A 15,976-nucleotide genomic window follows, 5' to 3' on the forward strand; every position below is an offset into this window, starting at 1 on the left:
CCACGTGCAGGTCGTCGAAATGCGGGCCACCGGGGGCGTGCGCGCTCACGCTCGCACTCTAGGTCAGGGGTGTGCCGGCTCCCCGGTCACCCGATGGTCGGCATGGTTGAGGCCCTCCTGCACCAGCCGGCTCAGATGCCCGTCCCGCAGCCGGTAGAACACCCGCCGGCCGTCCTTGCGCGTCTCGACCAGCCGGGCGAACCGCAACTTGGCCAGGTGTTGACTGATCGAGGTGCGCGACGCGCCGGTCGCCTCGGCCAGCGCGGTGACATCGGCTTCGCCCTGCGCCAGCAGCCACAACAGGTGCAGGCGGGTGCGGTCGGCCAGCATGCGGAAGGTCTCGCTGGCGATATCGAGCCGCTGCCCGTCCGGCGCAGCCTCATGGACCAGCGAGGGCTTCGGCCCGCGCGGGAGTGGATCCCTGCTCATCGGCCGTCCCAGCCCTCCGTGCCATCCCTGCCATCCGCACCGCGACGATCGCCGCGAATGTAGCGAGAATAGCGAGAATCCCGGCCGCCGCCGCCTGATCCACCGCCGCGCCGATCCACCCGGCCACCGGATAGGTGATCAGGAACCCGGCATGCGACAGCGAGAACTGCGCGGTGAACACCGCCGTGCGGTGTTCACCAGCATTGCGGCGCAGCAGCCGACCTGCCGGCGTGGTGATCATCGACGTCGCGGCGCCCAGGACGATCCACAACGCCGTCAACACGGGCCGGCCCACCGACCCGGTCGCCAGCACCAGAGCCGTCGCGAGCAGCCCGGCTGCCGCCAGCGCCGCGCCGCCGAGCATCACGGTGCGGTCGGCCACCCGCCCCAGCACGCCCGGAATCAGCAGGGCCAGCGTCATCGACCCGGCGCCGTAGCAGGCCAGCAGCAGCGCCACGTCGGCGTTTCCGCCGCCGAGCAGGCCGCGCACGTACACCACGGTGTTGACCACCACCAGTCCGGTGGCCGACGCCGCCACCACGTTCATCGCCAGCAGTGACCGTAATTCCCTGCTGCGCAACATGATCCGGGTACCCACCGAGATCCGGGACAATAGCGGCGCGGAGGCGCCGGTGGCCGGGTGGCGCGGGATCGCGGTGCCCAGCACCAGCACCAGCGACACCAGGAACCCGGCACCGGTGCCCGCGAACAACCCGTGGTAGCTGACGACGGTGAGCAGCGCCGCGGCCAGCAGCGGGCTGAGCAGCGCTTCCAGGTCATAGGCCAGCCGGGACAACGCCAGGGCGCGGGTGTACTGGCGTTCGTCGGGCAGCACATCGGCGATCACGGCCTGGAACGTCGGGGTGAACGTCGCCGACGCTGCTTGCAGCACGAACACCAGCAGATAGATCTGCCACACCTGATCCACCCAGGGCAGCGCCAAGGCCACCACCGCGCGCACGATATCGGCCCCGACCAGCACGGCCTTGCGGGGCAATCCGGCCGTCAGACCCGACATGACGGGAGCCGCGAAGACGTACGCGACCATCTTGATGGCCAGCGCGGTGCTCAGCACCGCACCGGCCGCCCCGCCGGCCAGGTCGAAGGCGAGCAGGCCGAGCGCGACGGTCAGCAGCCCGGTCCCGGCCAGCGCCGTCACCTGTGCGGTGTAGAGCCGCCGGAAGACGGGGTGGCGCAGGATCATCCGGCCAGTATGCCGCATATGTGCGCAATTGCGCACATATAGGTTCATCCGATCTCGTCGACCAGGCCCCACTCCAGCGCCGTGCCCGCATCGATGGTCCGCCCCGACAACACCAGGTAGGCGGTGCGCCAGCGGCCGATCCGCCGGCTGATGCTCACGGTGCCACCCGCGCCGGGGATCAGCCCGAGCGCGAGTTCGGGCAGGCCCAGAACGGCTTCGGGGTGACAACGCACCTGACCGCAGTAGGCAGCCATTTCCAGGCCGCTGCCGAGCACCTGGCCGTGTACCACCGCGCGGCACCGCACCCCGAGCCGGGCGGTCAGTTCGTCGAGCACCAGCGCGGGACTGTGCCGGGTGCGGGCCAGGTGCGCGGACGCCGGATCGGCGAAGGTGCCGAACTCGGCCAGATCGCCGCCGCTGCAGAAGGACCGGCCGTTGCCGGAGAGCACCACCTCGGTGACGCTGTCGTCGAGGCGGGCCACCTCGAGTGCCTCCAGCAAGGCGGCGCGGGCGTCGGTGGTGAAGGCGTTGTGCCGGCGCGCCCGGTTGAATCGCACGTACAGGGTGCCGCCGTCACGTTCCGCCTGCACTGGGTCCGGCAGCACGGGCAGCTGCGCCGGGCCGCGTTCGGCCAGCCAGCGGGCGAACTCGGGTCCGGCTTGCAGCGTCGAGTACGCCAGCGATTCGGTGATCACCCCGCCGAAGGCCGGCGCCGCCGGGTCCAGGGCCCGCAGCACGTCGTCGCACACCGCCGCCGCGTGCGGCCAGCGCGCGCACCGCTGCCGCAACTCGGCGACGGTCTGCTCCACGGATGCGACGGTGACCATCCGCGGGTCGTCGGAGGGGCGCTCGGTGAGCGTGAAGGTCAGATGATCCGCGGCCGCGCCGATGCCCACCAGAATGCCTGGGGGCAGCGCCAGTTCGGTCACGAGTACTTGTCTATCAGCTCCTGCTTGTAGAGCTTGCCGGTATCGGTGCGGGGCAGCTGCGCCTCGAACGAGATGGACCGCGGGCACTTGTAGTGCGCCAGCTTGTCGCGCAGCCAGCCGAGCAGCTCCCGGCCGAATTCCTCGGTGGCATCGGCCGGGTCGACGGTCTGCACCACACCCTTGACGGCCTGGCCCATCTCGTCGTCGGGGATGCCGAACACCGCGGCGTCCATCACCTTGGGGTGGGTGACGAGCATGTTCTCGGCTTCCTGCGGGTAGATGTTCACCCCGCCGGAGATGATCATGTGGTGCCGCCGGTCGGTCAGGTAGAGGTACCCGTCGTCGTCGACATAGCCGATGTCGCCGACGGTGAGCCAGCCGTTTGTGTTGCGCGAGGACGCCGTCTTGTCCGGATCGTTGAGATATTCGAAGTCGTTGCCGCCCTCGAAGTAGATCTCGCCGGGTTGTCCTGGCGGCAGCTCGTTGCCGTCCTCGTCCAGGATGTGGATGGCACCGACCATCGGCTTACCCACCGAACCGGGGTGGGTGAGCCACTCCTCGGCGCTGATGAGCGTCGAGCCGATGGCTTCCGAGGAGGCGTAGTACTCGTCGACGATCGGCCCCCACCAGTCGATCATCTGTTTCTTGATCTCCACCGGGCACGGGGCCGCTGCGTGCATGACCCGCTTGAGCGACGAGATGTCGTAGGACTCGCGCACCGAGGCCGGCAACTTGAGCATCCTGGTGAACATCACCGGGACGAATTGTCCATGTGTCACACCATGTTTCGCGATCGCTTCGAGCGTGCCCTCCGGGTCGAACTTCTCCATGACCACCACGGTCAACCCACCGGCGAGGGCGTTGAGCGACCACACCGACGGGGCGGTGTGGTACAGCGGCGCCGGACTGAGGTAGACGGCGTCGGGCCCCATCCAGTACTCGACGAGCATCGCCATCATGCCCGGCACCTCCGAGGGCGGCAGGTGCGGCAACGCGCGCTTGATGCCCTTCGGGCGGCCGGTGGTGCCCGACGAGTACTGCAGCAGATCGCCCTCGATCTCGTCGGCGATCGGGGTCTCGGGCAGACCCGCGACGGCCTGCGGGTAGCGCGCCCAGCCGTCCAGATCGTCGGCGGTGGTCAGCAGGATGTCGGGCAGCCCGGACGGCAGGTGCTCGGCCAGGGCGGCGCAGGTGTCCCGGAGTGCGGCCGACGCCACGATCGCCTTGGCCGCGCTGTTGTCGATGATGTAGGCCGCCTCGGCGGCGGTCAGATGCGTGTTCAGCGGTACGTAGTACAGGCCGCACCGGCGCGCCGCCCACATGATCGTGTGCATGTGTTCGGTGTTCTCCATCAGGATCGCGACCGCGTCGCCCTCCCGCAGGCCGCGGCCGCGGAAGTAGTGCGCGAGCTGATTCGCCCGGGCCTCCATCTGACCGAAGGTGACCACGGTGCCGGCCGGGTAGAGGACTACGGCCGGCTTGTCGGGCGTCGCGAGCGCGGTTTCACGGATCTGCATGGGCTGACTCTACGATGCCGCGTTTGACACCTGTCAAGAGGTGGCCTCCACCACAACCGCGCCCGGTCCGGGCGAGGTGCCGGTTTCGGTTCGGCGTTACCGTGGCATACCGGTTTGCTTGATTCTTTGCTCGATCCGAAAGCCCGGCGAGGAGACCAGTGACGGACGACAGACCGCTTCGGGTGCTGGTCACCGGGACCACCGGATACATCGGCGCTCGCCTCACGCCGCGGCTCGTGGACGCCGGCCACCAGGTGCGGGTGCTGGTCCGCGACCCGGACAAGGTCCGGGCGGTGCCGTGGGCGGCCGACGTGCAAGTCGTCCGCGGCGACCTGACGGATCCGGCCACCCTGGCGGCGCCGTTGCGCGATGTCGACGTCCTCTACTACCTGGTGCATTCGATGAACAGCGCCGGCGAATTCATCGAGCAGGAGCGTCGCAGCGCCCACAATGTCGCCGAGGCGGCGCGGCGGGCGGGAGTCGGTCGCATCGTGTATCTGGGTGGCCTGCACGCCGATTCCGAGGCACTGTCGACCCATCTGCGCTCACGCACCGAGGTGGGGCAGATCCTGATCGATTCCGGTGTCCCCACCATCGCGCTGCAAGCCGGTGTGGTCATCGGGTCCGGCTCGGCGTCATTCGAGATGATCCGGCACCTGACGGACCGGCTGCCGGTGATGACCACACCGCGCTGGGTCAACAACCGCATACAGCCCATTGCGGTCCGCGATGTGCTGCACTACCTGATCGAGGCCGCCACCGCGGATCTGCCCCGCAGTCGCACCTACGACATCGGCGGACCCGACGTGCTGCGCTACGGCGAGATGATGCAGATCTACGCCGAAGTGGCCGGTCTGGCACGGCGCCGGATCCTGGTGCTGCCCATCCTCACACCGCGGCTGGCCGGCTTGTGGATCGACCTGGTGACGCCGGTCCCGCGCAGCATCGGGCGCGCCCTGATCGAGTCGCTGAGCACCAATGCCGTTGCCACCGAGCACGATATCGACACCGTCATCGCGCCGCCGCCCGGCGGGCCGACCGCTTACCGGCAGGCCGTGGCATTGGCGCTGCGATTCGCGGCGACCGGCGAAGGGCGCCCCACCTGGGCCACCACGTCCGCGACGGGCGCGCCGTCGGACCCGCTGCCGTCGGACCCCGGCTGGGCCGGTGAGGTGATCTACACCGAAACCCACAGCGCGGACTGCCCGAAGGCGGTCGACCAGATCTGGGATGAACTCCTAGCCGGTTGCGCCACCGGCATGTTCGGCCGGTTCCCCGTCGGGCCGGGACGCAGCCGATGGCGTGTCGACAAGAGCACCGACCGTCAGTTCCTGCGCTTGCGGGCGCAGACCCGCACACCGGGCACGGCATGGCTGGAACGGACCGTCGAACCCATGGAGGGGTCCGGCACGCGGGTGCGCCAGCGAGCCACGTTCATACCCAAAGGTCTTGCCGGACAGCTCTACTGGTACGTGTCGCGGCCGCTGAATCGAGCCGCCCTCGCCGACACGCTACGGCGGGTCACCAGGTAGCAGCGCCGCCAGTTTGTCGACCATCCGCATCGCGCCGGTTCGACCGGCGGTCAGCAACGACTCCCGGTCGCTGGCGCCGATGCCACCGGTCCACACCGGTGACAGCGACCCAGTGACCGCAACGTAGCAAACACGACGCCCCCGGCCTGGGCCGGGGGCGTCGTGGTGTGCGCGTCGCGACGTCAGTTCGACTCGGCCAGCCGGGTCTTCAGCGCGTCGAACTCGTCCTTGATGCCCGTCGGGAGCTTCTCACCGACGAACTCGAACCACTCCTCGATCAGCGGCAGCTCCGCCCGCCATTCCTCGGTGTTGACCGCCAGCGCCTCGTCGACATCGGCGGCATCCACGTCCAGGCCGGCCAGATCGAGGTCGGCCGCGGTGGGCACGATGCCGATCGGGGTCGACTTGCCGTCGGCCTTGTGCTCGATCCGCTCGACCGCCCACTTGAGCACGCGGCTGTTCTCCCCGAAGCCCGGCCACAGGAAGCGGCCGTCGTCGCCGCGGCGGAACCAGTTCACGAAGAAGATCTTCGGCATCTTGGACTCGTCGGCGTTCTTGCCGATGTTGATCCAGTGCTGGAAGTAGTCGCCCACGTTGTAGCCGAGGAACGGCAGCATGGCCATCGGGTCGCGCCGGACGGTGCCGACCTTGCCCTCGGCCGCGGCGGTCTGCTCGGAGCCCAGGGTGGCCCCGATGAACACCCCGTGCTGCCAGTCGCGGGCCTGGGTGATCAGCGGCACCGTGGTCTTGCGGCGGCCGCCGAACAGGATCGCCGAGATCGGCACACCCTGCGGGTCGTCCCACTCGGGGGCCACCGACGGGCACTGCGAGATCGGTGTGCAGTAGCGCGAATTCGGGTGCGCGGCCTTGTCTTCCGACTCCCGGTACCAGTCCTGGCCCTTCCAATCGATCAGGTGGTCGGGGTCCCCCTCCAGGCCCTCCCACCAGACGTCACCGTCGTCGGTCTTGGCGACGTTGGTGAAGACGGTGTTGCCGGCGGCGATGGTCTTCATCGCGTTCGGGTTGGACGACCAGTTGGTGCCCGGCGCGACGCCGAAGAAGCCGAACTCGGGATTGACGGCGTACAGCCGGCCGTCCTTGCCGAACCGCATCCAGGCGATGTCGTCGCCGACGGTCTCGGCGCGCCAGCCCGGGATGGTGGGCTGCAGCATGGCGAGGTTGGTCTTACCGCATGCCGACGGGAACGCCGCGGCGATGTAGTACGCCTTGTTCTCCGGCGAGATCAGTTTGAGGATCAGCATGTGCTCGGCGAGCCAGCCCTCGTCGTGGGCCATGGCCGACGCGATCCGCAGCGAGTAGCACTTCTTGCCGAGCAGCGCGTTACCGCCGTAGCCGGACCCGAAGCTCCAGATCTCCCGGGTCTCCGGGAAGTGGCTGATGTACTTGGTGTCGTTGCACGGCCAGGGCACGTCCTGCTGGCCCGGCTCCAGCGGGGCGCCGATGGAGTGCAGTGCCTTGACGAAGAACCCGTCGTCGCCGATCTTGGCCAGCGCCGCCGCGCCCATCCGGGTCATGGTGCGCATCGAGACCACGACGTACTCGGAGTCGGTGATCTCGACGCCGAGCTTGGGATCCTCGGCGTCCAGCGGGCCCATACAGAACGGCACGACCCACATGGTGCGGCCGCGCATGCTGCCGCGGTACAGCTCGGTCATGATGCCGCGCATCTCGGCGGGCGCCATCCAGTTGTTGGTGGGGCCGGCGTCGACCTCACGCTCGGAACAGATGAACGTGCGCGATTCCACCCGGGCGACATCGGAAGGGTCGGACAGCGCCAGGTAGGAGTTCGGCTGCTTTTCCGGGTTGAGCTTCTGGAAGGTGCCGACCTCGACCAGCTGGGCCGTCAGGCGTTCGTATTCCTCTTCGGAGCCATCGGCGAAAACCACCCGGTCCGGCTGCGTCAGTTCCGCAACCTCCTGGACCCAGGCCAACAGCCCCTGATGTTTGGTCGGTGCACTGTCGAGACCGGGAATGGTCGCTGAGGTCATCTAATATCTCCTGCGTAGGTTACGCGCCGGTAGCATCGGCGATAACTGATAGGTCACGGTCGTCCCTATGGAGAGGTTAACGCCCGTGACATACCCGTGGTGAATCGGAACAATGTCCGATCACTCACAAGAACGATTCAGATACGCCAGTTGACTGCCTCTTTCTGTTACCCACTTTCCAACCCGGCGCAAACCCTGGCCAGCGCGGTGCGCAGCCGTGGCAGTTCGCGCTCACCGACGGCCGCCGACCGCGCGGTGAGCGCCGCGATATCGCGGAGTTCGGCGTCGATCTCCTCGATACGGCGCGCCAGTTCCGCAGCCGCACGTTCATCCTGGGCGGCGGCCTCCCCGGTGAACCGAACCTCTGCCATCAGCACCCGGTGCGCGACGCGTTGCTCGGTGGCTTCCCGCAGCCGTCCGGTGACCTCGCCGATCCAGCGGTCCGCCACCGCCCGGTCGTGCAGCACACTGCGGATCCCGATCACCCACACCGTCAGCAGCAGGCCCGCGACCGCGCCCACCCCCACGCCCAGCGCCGTGAGCCCGGGCGCCAGCCCGGCGAACAGCCTGCTGACCGCGAACGCGGCGCCCAGCCCGAAGCCCGCGCCGAGCACCATCATCAGTCGGGTCTCCAGCGTCCTGGACCGCAGTCCCGGGGCGCCGGCGTCCGGTACCGACGCGGCCGGCGGCACCTCCGGTACGGACAGGCCGAGCTCGGCGGCGACGTCGGTCAGGTGCTCGGTGATGCCGTCGTCGACCTCGCCGACCACCTCCGCGCAGCGCCGCTGCACATAGGACACCAGCCGCTCGGCGCGCCGGCCGTTCCAGTCGGCCACATCCTCGGACAGTTCGGTGCGCACCGACGCACACCGGTTCCTGGCGAAGTAACCCAATTGGACCCGGGCCTGTTGCACCTGGCTGCGCAGGGCGATGTTGCGCTGCGACCGCTGCAGCCGCCCGGCCCGCAGCAGCTCGTCCCGCTCGGCCCGCAGCCGCACCGCCCGACCGTCCGGCCGGTGCGCGCAGGACAGCTCGCCGATTCGCTCGGTGAGGTGAGTTTCCCACGCCCGCAATCTGTTTCGATGAAGTGCAGCGGTGTCGGCGAGACCGTCGGACAGCACGTCGACCAGCTCGTCGAGCGACGGTGCGCCCGCCTCGGGTGCCGCGGCGACGCCGACCCACGGCATGCCGGCATAGCGCGGCGACCGGGCGGCCACCGCATCGCGGTCGGCGGCCAGCACCGCCCGCCAGCCGCGATGGACGTCGGTCTTGGTCACCGCCCCGATCACCAGATCGGTGTGCCGGGCCGCGGCGTCCAGCAACACCGCGTCCGATTCGGTCAGCGGTGCGACCGCGGACACCGCGAAGACGACCGCCGAGGGCGCCTGGTCGGGCGGCAGGTCACCGGTTTCGACGAAGGTCCGGTCCGGCATCCGGGCCCGCAGGGCGGCGGCCAACGCCGACACCCCGGCCAGCCACGGGCCGGCGACCAGCACGACGTCGCGGTGCGTCACCTCCGGCGGGTCGACCCCGTCGGGAATGCCCTGCTCGGCCCCCGGGGTGGTCATCTGCGCGCCGCCAGCCGCAGCGATCCCCTGGTCAGCGCGCTCGCGCAGCTGCGGTGCAGCGCGTTCAGCGGCCCCCGGCCGTAACGGCTCCAACGTCGGGCGTCGGCGTTCGCACCGACCGGCAACCCGGCGGCGCGCAGCACCTCGGCCGCCGCCGTCATCTCCGCCAGCACCACCCGGTCGGAGGCCAGCAATGCCCAGAGGTCGCCGTTCCCGGAACGCACCGCCAGCGCCCGCACCTCGGTCAGCGCGACCTGCAGGCGCCGGTAGCGCTGCGGAGCCGTCACGGCGTCGAGCGCGCCGAGCACGTCGTCGAGACCGCTGAGCTCGCGCATCAGGGCCGGCAACGACGCCGGGTCCGCGCCGGCCCGCACCGCCGCGGTGAGCGCGGCGATGCCGAACCGGTCCAGCAGGGTCAGCAACCGACCGCGGAGCGCGGCGTCGACGGGGTGCGGCCCGGCGGTCACCGCGTCTGTCGAGGACAGATCGGGCGGGTCGGCGGCCATCACCCGCAGCGCACCGACCAGCGACTTGTCCAGCGCGGCCGCCGAGGCCAGCGCCAACAGGGCATTCATCGGCACCGTCGGTCGCCCGGTGCGCGCCCGCACCGCGGCGAGCTGAGCCGGCAGTGCCGAGCCGAGCAGGTCCTGTTTGTTGAGCACGACCAGGGTGTTCGGGCCGCAATGAGCCAGATCCTCGGGTTTGACGGTCTCGGCGACCACCAGGACCGTGGCGTCGACCGGGCCGGTGACGACGGTGCGGCCCGCCGCCCGCAGCGCGGCGGTCACCGTCGTACATCCGGTGCCGCGGCGGCCGGTCACGCCGACCCGGATCGGCCGGTTCGACCGCCGCAGAATCGGGGCCAGCCCGGACTCGCCGCTTTCCGCGGCGAAGGCCGCCAAGACGTCGGCGAGAATGACCGGCTCCTTACCTCACGAGTCGCACTGCTACCAATTCCCACTTCAAATGGTGACACCGCGCCGACGTACTCGTGAACGGTGTTTTTCCGCACATGCCGCACTCGGCAACTGTTGGGTATCAATCTGCACCACGATGCAGGTAGATCGGCCTCGATGAGCGACGATGGACCGATGCATGCCCAGCGCGAGGAAGCCCGCCACGAGCTGTCGGATTCGGGCGCCTCGGGCCGGAGCACAACGGACGGTCCGCAGCACGCCCCCGAGCAGAAACACCATCATCGGCGGGTCAGCAGCTTCCGCAACCGGCGCTCCACACTCAGCGGCAACCAGCAGGAGCTGTGGGAGCGGCGCTGGCCCGAGATCGGGGCCGAGGCCCGCGACGCCGCCGGCCGGCCGCTGAGCCGCGATATCGCGCAGTGGTTCGGGCGGCAGGCGCCGGTGGTGCTGGAGATCGGCTGCGGCACCGGCGTGTCGACGCTGGCCATGGCCATCGAGGAGCCGCACCTCGACGTGGTGGCCGTGGAGGTCTACCGGCGCGGGCTGGCCCAGCTGCTGGGCGCGATCGACCGTTCCACCGGCAGCGATCACCCCGTCCGCAACATCCGGCTGATCCGCGGCGACGGTGTCGATGTACTGGAGCACATCTTCGGTACGGCCTCGCTGACCGGCGTGCGGATCTTCTTCCCCGATCCGTGGCCCAAGGCCCGCCACCACAAGCGGCGGCTGCTGCAGCCCGAGACGGTGGCGCTGATCGCCGACCGGTTGGTACCGGGCGGCGTGCTGCACGCCGCCACCGACCACGCCGAGTACGCCGAACAGATCGCCGAGGTGGGTGACGCCGAGCCGAGGCTGCGCCGTGTTCCCGACACCACCGCGCCCGGCGCGTTGCCGATCTCCGTCCGACGACCCGAGACCAAGTACGAAGGCAAGGGTTTGCAGGCCGGCCGCGATATCGCCGAGCTGGTGTGGGTACGTACCCGTGGAATGACGGAGTGAGCAGAGGTGGCTGGCCGATGAGCATCGCAACCGACGTTCCGGCGGTACCCGAGGTCGCGGCACCCGCGGAGGGCGTGCACACCCCGGTGATCCGCAAGGTGCTGCTGGTCTGGGATGCGCCCAACCTGGACATGGGGTTGGGTTCCATTCTCGGCGGCCGGCCGACGGCCGCGCACCGTCCGCGGTTCGACGCCCTGGGCCGCTGGTTGCTGCAGCGCACCGCCGATATCTCGGCCACCGCCGCACCCACGCCTGACACCGGGGCCGACGCCCAGCCGGAAGTTCTGGTGGAACCGGAAGCCACCGTCTTCACCAACATCGCCCCTGGTAGCGCCGATGTCGTCCGCCCGTGGGTGGAGGCGCTGCGTAACGTGGGCTTCGCGGTTTTCGCCAAACCCAAGATCGATGAAGACAGCGACGTCGACAGCGACATGCTCAGCCACATCGCGCTCCGCCGGAGCGAGGGCCTGGCCGGGCTGGTCGTGGCGTCGGCCGACGGTCAGGCGTTCCGGGCGCCGCTGGAAGAGATAGCTCACGACGGCATTCCGGTGCAGGTGCTCGGATTTCGCGAACATGCCAGTTGGGCGTTAGCGTCGGATACCTTGGAGTTTGTCGACCTGGAGGACATCGCAGGTGTCTTCCGGGAGCCGTTACCGCGAATCGGCCTTGATTCGCTGCCCGAGCAGGGCGCTTGGCTGCAGCCCTTCCGGCCGCTGTCCGCGCTTCTGACCTCGCGCTTATAGACAACAGAAGTGATATGCGCGCGCAGCGTGACCAGAGCATATTAAGGAGTTGACGTGTTCGCCTGGTGGGGTCGAACGGTGTACCGATTCCGATACATAGTGATCGGTGTCCTGGTCGCACTGTGCCTTGGTGGCGGCTTGTTCGGGGCGAGCCTCGGTCAGCACGTCACCCAGAGTGGGTTCTACGACAACGGCAGCGAGTCGGTGCGGGCGTCCACACTGGCCGACGAGGTGTACGGCCGCGACCGGACCAGCCACGTCGTGGCCATCCTCACGCCGCCGGATGACAAGAAGGTCACCGACAGGGACTGGCAGAAGAAGGTCGTCGGGGAACTCGACCAGGTGGTCAAGGACCACCCCGATCAGATCGTGGGCTGGGTGGGCTGGCTCAAGGCCCCTGACACCACCGATCCGACCGTCAGCCAGATGAAGACGCAGGATCTTCGGCACACCTTCATCAGCGTCCCGCTCAAGGGCGACGACGACGACACCATCCTGAAGAACTACCAGGCCATCGAACCCGACCTGAAGAAGGTCAACGGCGGCGATATCAAACTCGCCGGCCTGAACCCGCTGGCCAGTGAGCTGACCGGGACCATCGGCACCGACCAGGCCCGCGCGGAGATCGCGATCGTGCCGCTGGTGGCGGTGGTGCTGTTCTTCGTGTTCGGCGGCGCCGTCGCGGCCGCGCTGCCCGCCATCATCGGTGGCCTGACCATCGGCGGTGCGCTGGGCATCCTGCGGATCACCGCCGAGTTCGGCCCGGTGCACTTCTTCGCCCAGCCGGTCGTGACGATGATGGGCTTCGGTATCGCCATCGACTACGGATTGTTCGTGGTGAGCCGCTTCCGCGAGGAACTCGCCGAGGGCTACGACGTCGAGGCGGCGGTCCGCCGCTCGGTGATGACCGCCGGACGCACGGTGGCATTCTCCTCGGTGATCATCGTGGCGTCCTCGTTGCCGCTGCTGCTGATCCCGCTGGGCTTCCTGAAATCCATCACGTACGCGATCATCGCCTCGGTGCTGCTGGCGGCCTTCCTGTCCATCACGGTGCTGCCGGCCACGCTGGCGATCCTGGGCACCAATGTCGACGCGCTCGGGGTGCGCACCCTGCTGCGGATCCCGTTCCTGGCCAACTGGCCGTTCTCCCGCAAGATCATCGACTGGTTCATCGAGAAGACCCAGAAGACCAAGACCCGGGAAGAGGTCGAGAAGGGCTTCTGGGGCCGGCTGGTCAACGTCGTGATGAAGCGGCCCATCGCCTTCGCGGCACCGATCCTGATCATCATGACCCTGCTGGTCATCCCGATCGGCCAGCTGGCCCTCGGCGGTCTGAGCGAGAAGTACTTGCCGCCGGACAACCCCGTGCGGATGGCCCAGGAACAGTTCGACCAGGAGTTCTCCGGGTTCCGTACCGAGCCGCTGACCTTGGTGATCCGTAGCGACAACGGCGAGCCGATCACCGATCAGCAGCTGGCCGCGGTGCGCGCCGAGGCGCAGACCATCTCCGGATTCGCGGGCAGCGACAACCCGGCGAAGATGTGGCAGGAACGCTCGGCGCAGGAGAGCGGATCCAAGGATCCGTCGGTCCGGGTGTTGCAGAACGGCCTGGTCAACAGCGCCACCGCGCCCAAGAAGATCCAGGAGCTGCGGGCGCTGACGCCGCCGCGGGGCACGACGATCATGGTCGGCGGTACCCAGGCACTGGCTCAGGACAGCATTCTGACGCTGTTCGACAAGCTGCCGCTGATGGTGGTCATCCTGGTGATCACCACGACGATCCTGATGTTCCTGGCGTTCGGCTCGCTGGTGCTGCCGATCAAGGCCGCGTTGATGAGTGCGCTGACGCTCGGATCGACGATGGGCATCCTGACGTGGATGTTCGTCGAGGGTGGGCACGGTTCCGGGTTGTTCAACTACACCCCGCAGCCGCTGTTCGCCCCGATGATCGGCCTGATCATCGCGGTCATCTGGGGTCTGTCCACCGACTACGAGGTGTTCCTGGTGTCCCGGATGGTGGAGGCCCGCGAGCGCGGCCTGTCCACCGCCGAGGCGATCCGGATCGGCACCGCCACCACCGGCCGACTCATCACCGGCGCCGCGCTGGTGCTGGCCGTGGTGGTCGCGGCGTTCGCGTTCTCCGATCTGGTGGTGATGAAGTACCTGGCCTTCGGCCTACTCATCGCCCTGCTGCTGGACGCCACCGTCATCCGGATGTTCCTGGTGCCCGCGATCATGAAGCTGCTGGGCGACGACTGCTGGTGGGCACCGCAGTGGATGAAGCGGGTGCAGGAACGCATCGGGCTGGGCGAGGTGGAGCTGCCCGACGAGCGCAAACGGCCGACCGTGCGCGACTCCGGCGAGCCGGCCCCGGATCCGGCCGCCCTGGTCGGCGCCGGAGCCCCGATGCAGGCGCTGCCCGCCCACGATCCCACCCACCCGGCACCGGTATCGCCGGCGGGTGGCCGTCCCCCGATCCCGCCGGTGCGCCCGGCCGGACCGTCGGCCGCGGGCACGACGCGGATCCCGACCACCGGCGCCACCGCGCCCGAGCCGCCGACCACGCGGTTCGCCGCACAGCCGGAGTCCCCGGCGACCGTGGCCATCGACGCGGCCCGCAACGCGGTCAACGCCGCCGGCACCGAGCGGACCCGCCGTGGCGAGCCCAGCCGGGACAAGCGAGAGATCGAGTCCTGGCTCGGTGACCTGCGCAGCAGCGGGAGCACCGCGCAGCCGCCGCGCCCGTCGGCACAACCCACCGTTGCGATGGGCGACCCGGCCGGTAATGCCCCGACCACCGCCATCCCGACGCAACGGGATGCGGATGCCACCGAGAAGCTGGATACCTCCAAGATCCGCGACACCGAGGCCGGTGACGACGCGCCGACGCGCCGCAGCGGTGGGCTCAGCGCCGCCGATCTGCTGCGCCGCGAGGGCCGGCTCTAACCGGAGTCGGTCCCGGCATCGGCGGCGAGTTCCGTACCGGAGCGCACGTCGGGAGTCTCCGCGGCGAGCACGGCTTCCTCGGTGTCCGGGTCGGGTGCCAGCAGTACCCGCACCGCGCTGTTGAGCACCGCGACGATCGGTACCGCCAGCAGCGCACCGACGATGCCGGCCAGCACACCACCGCCTGCGATGGCCAGCACCACCGCCAGCGGGTGCACCGAGACCGCGCGGCCCATCACGATCGGTTGCAGCACATGCGCTTCCAGCTGTTGCACCGCGATGATCAGGCCCAGGGTGATCAGGGCGTACACCCAGCCCTTGGCGATCAACGCGACGATCACCGCGATGCCACCTGTCAGCACCGCACCCACCAGGGGCACGAACGCGCCGAGGAACACCAGCGACGCCAGGGGTAACGCGAGCGGCACCCCCATGATGGCCAGACCGGTGCCGATGCCGACGGCGTCCACCAGTGCCACCAGGCAGGTCGCCCGCACGTAGCCGATCAGGGAGCGGAACCCCGCCCGCCCGGCGTCGCGGACCCGGTCGCGGACCGCCACCGGAAAGATCTTGGTGACGAAGGCGAAGATGTCGCGGCCGCCGTTGAGCAGGAAGATCAGCGTGAACAGCACCAGCAGGGCGCCGGTGACGATCTCGGTGATGGTGCCCGCGGTGGACAGCGCACCGCTGGTCAGTTTGGCCTGGTTCTCCCGCAACGCGGTGATGACCGAGTCGCCGGCGTGGTCGATCTGGTCCTTGCTCAGGTGGGCGGGGCCCTCGATCAGCCAGACCCGCAACCCGTCGATGCTGCGCGTCACCTGCTCGACGAGATCCGGTGCGCCACTGATGAATTGGCTCACAACGAAGGTCATGATGCCGCCCACCACGGCGATCGCGCCGAGGATCACGGTGGCCACCGCGGCGCCGCGCGGCACCCGGCGTGCGTGCAGCAGATCCACCGCCGGCAGCAGCAACGCTGCCATCATGGCGGCCAGCGCCACCGGCACGAAGATCAGCTCCAGGTGAGTGATGACCCACAGCAGCGAAACCAGCGCCGCGCCGATGACGAGCAGCCGCCACGACCAGGCGGCGGCCTTACGGACCAGCGGGCTGACCGACTCGTCGGCCACAGGGTCGGCACTGGGCATCAGGCTCATGCGTTCGAGCGTAACGGCGCGGCGCG

General features: G+C 69.3%; 12 protein-coding genes. 4 read left to right on the plus strand and 8 right to left on the minus strand.

Annotation, left to right across the window (positions count from 1 at the left end; genetic code table 11):
* Positions 1-63: 63 nt before the first annotated feature.
* From AWB94_RS10065 to fadD4, 4 genes are read right to left on the minus strand one after another with little or no spacing between them, the layout of a single operon-like run.
* On the minus strand, positions 64-429 hold the full coding sequence (locus tag AWB94_RS10065; protein WP_062660342.1) for an ArsR/SmtB family transcription factor: 366 nt from the start codon (positions 427-429) through the stop codon (positions 64-66).
* Positions 380-1,633, minus strand: a complete 1,254-nt coding sequence (locus AWB94_RS10070; protein WP_062660343.1) for an MFS transporter — start codon at positions 1,631-1,633, stop codon at positions 380-382. The genes AWB94_RS10065 and AWB94_RS10070 overlap by 50 nt, the downstream gene beginning before the upstream one ends.
* A gap of 44 nt (positions 1,634-1,677) precedes the next feature.
* On the minus strand, positions 1,678-2,562 hold the full coding sequence (locus AWB94_RS10075) for an enoyl-CoA hydratase/isomerase family protein (protein WP_062660344.1): 885 nt from the start codon (positions 2,560-2,562) through the stop codon (positions 1,678-1,680).
* The gene (gene fadD4, locus AWB94_RS10080; RefSeq protein ID WP_062660345.1) at positions 2,559-4,079 is read right to left on the minus strand and encodes a fatty-acid--CoA ligase FadD4; all 1,521 of its coding nucleotides are present in this window, start codon (positions 4,077-4,079) and stop codon (positions 2,559-2,561) included. Before fadD4 ends, AWB94_RS10075 begins: the two co-directional genes overlap by 4 nt.
* 158 nt (positions 4,080-4,237) lie before the next feature.
* On the opposite strand from fadD4, the gene AWB94_RS10085 reads away from it, so the two are divergent.
* The gene (locus AWB94_RS10085) at positions 4,238-5,611 is read left to right on the plus strand and encodes a DUF2867 domain-containing protein (RefSeq protein ID WP_062660346.1); all 1,374 of its coding nucleotides are present in this window, start codon (positions 4,238-4,240) and stop codon (positions 5,609-5,611) included.
* 182 nt (positions 5,612-5,793) lie between these two features.
* On the opposite strand, the gene AWB94_RS10090 is transcribed toward AWB94_RS10085, so the two are convergent.
* From AWB94_RS10090 to AWB94_RS10100, 3 genes are all read right to left on the minus strand, one after another.
* Positions 5,794-7,620, minus strand: coding sequence for a phosphoenolpyruvate carboxykinase (GTP) (locus AWB94_RS10090; RefSeq protein ID WP_062660347.1), 1,827 nt, complete (start codon positions 7,618-7,620; stop codon positions 5,794-5,796).
* A gap of 167 nt (positions 7,621-7,787) precedes the next feature.
* Positions 7,788-9,188: a hypothetical protein gene (locus AWB94_RS10095; RefSeq protein WP_062660348.1), complete on the minus strand. Its 1,401-nt coding sequence runs from the start codon at positions 9,186-9,188 to the stop codon at positions 7,788-7,790.
* Positions 9,185-10,090: a hypothetical protein gene (locus tag AWB94_RS10100; protein ID WP_062660349.1), complete on the minus strand. Its 906-nt coding sequence runs from the start codon at positions 10,088-10,090 to the stop codon at positions 9,185-9,187. The genes AWB94_RS10095 and AWB94_RS10100 overlap by 4 nt, the downstream gene beginning before the upstream one ends.
* A 171-nt stretch (positions 10,091-10,261) precedes the next feature.
* On the opposite strand from AWB94_RS10100, the gene trmB reads away from it, so the two are divergent.
* The 3 genes from trmB to mmpL3 are packed head-to-tail and all read left to right on the plus strand — an operon-like array spanning position 10,262 to position 14,793.
* Positions 10,262-11,104 (plus strand): tRNA (guanosine(46)-N7)-methyltransferase TrmB, encoded by an 843-nt coding sequence (gene trmB, locus AWB94_RS10105; RefSeq protein ID WP_109762710.1) that lies wholly within the window; start codon positions 10,262-10,264, stop codon positions 11,102-11,104.
* A gap of 17 nt (positions 11,105-11,121) precedes the next feature.
* Complete coding sequence (locus AWB94_RS10110; protein ID WP_062660350.1) at positions 11,122-11,847, plus strand: NYN domain-containing protein; 726 nt, start codon at positions 11,122-11,124, stop codon at positions 11,845-11,847.
* A gap of 54 nt (positions 11,848-11,901) precedes the next feature.
* Positions 11,902-14,793 (plus strand): trehalose monomycolate exporter MmpL3, encoded by a 2,892-nt coding sequence (gene mmpL3 / locus AWB94_RS10115; RefSeq protein ID WP_062660351.1) that lies wholly within the window; start codon positions 11,902-11,904, stop codon positions 14,791-14,793.
* Here mmpL3 and AWB94_RS10120 read toward each other — a convergent pair.
* Complete coding sequence (locus AWB94_RS10120; protein ID WP_234811680.1) at positions 14,790-15,950, minus strand: AI-2E family transporter; 1,161 nt, start codon at positions 15,948-15,950, stop codon at positions 14,790-14,792. The two genes, mmpL3 and AWB94_RS10120, sit on opposite strands and share 4 nt — an antisense overlap.
* Positions 15,951-15,976: the final 26 nt, after the last annotated feature.

This window comes from Mycolicibacterium canariasense (assembly GCF_002101555.1).
Lineage (GTDB): Bacteria > Actinomycetota > Actinomycetes > Mycobacteriales > Mycobacteriaceae > Mycobacterium > Mycobacterium canariasense.

What these genes read in the sequence shown, in the direction of transcription:
- AWB94_RS10090 (WP_062660347.1), bottom strand. Translation starts at nt 7,620, where the DNA reads ATGACCTCAGCGACCATTCCCGGTCTCGACAGTGCACCGACCAAACAT.
- AWB94_RS10065 (WP_062660342.1), bottom strand. Translation starts at nt 429, where the DNA reads ATGAGCAGGGATCCACTCCCGCGCGGGCCGAAGCCCTCGCTGGTCCAT.
- fadD4 (WP_062660345.1), bottom strand. Translation starts at nt 4,079, where the DNA reads ATGCAGATCCGTGAAACCGCGCTCGCGACGCCCGACAAGCCGGCCGTA.
- AWB94_RS10070 (WP_062660343.1), bottom strand. Translation starts at nt 1,633, where the DNA reads ATGATCCTGCGCCACCCCGTCTTCCGGCGGCTCTACACCGCACAGGTG.
- AWB94_RS10095 (WP_062660348.1), bottom strand. Translation starts at nt 9,188, where the DNA reads ATGACCACCCCGGGGGCCGAGCAGGGCATTCCCGACGGGGTCGACCCG.
- trmB (WP_109762710.1), top strand. Translation starts at nt 10,262, where the DNA reads ATGAGCGACGATGGACCGATGCATGCCCAGCGCGAGGAAGCCCGCCAC.
- AWB94_RS10110 (WP_062660350.1), top strand. Translation starts at nt 11,122, where the DNA reads ATGAGCATCGCAACCGACGTTCCGGCGGTACCCGAGGTCGCGGCACCC.
- AWB94_RS10120 (WP_234811680.1), bottom strand. Translation starts at nt 15,950, where the DNA reads ATGAGCCTGATGCCCAGTGCCGACCCTGTGGCCGACGAGTCGGTCAGC.